Raw genomic sequence first — 212 nt, 5'->3', positions numbered from 1 at the left:
GAAATCATCACTAGAACCTATAGCGTAACAGATGATGCCGGGAACTCCATCAATGTAACACAGGAAATTACTGTTAACGATACGACAGACCCAACAGCCAGTAACCCCGCTCCGCTAAATGTGCAATGTATTGCGGATGTACCTGAGCCGGACATTACGGTGGTCACCGATGAAGCAGATAATTGTACTGCCAATCCAACTGTCGCTTTTGT

Annotated in this window: 1 protein-coding gene; it reads left to right on the top strand. The window is 46.2% G+C overall.

Annotated features, from left to right (window positions below; all coding sequences use genetic code 11):
- Positions 1–212: hypothetical protein (locus tag I6U49_RS17050; RefSeq protein ID WP_232804753.1), on the top strand; the 212-nt coding region annotated here is incomplete at both ends.

Origin of the sequence: Salegentibacter maritimus (assembly GCF_016236915.1) — a bacterium.
Classification (GTDB): domain Bacteria; phylum Bacteroidota; class Bacteroidia; order Flavobacteriales; family Flavobacteriaceae; genus Salegentibacter; species Salegentibacter maritimus.
This window is presented reverse-complemented; position numbering and strand designations above follow the sequence as displayed.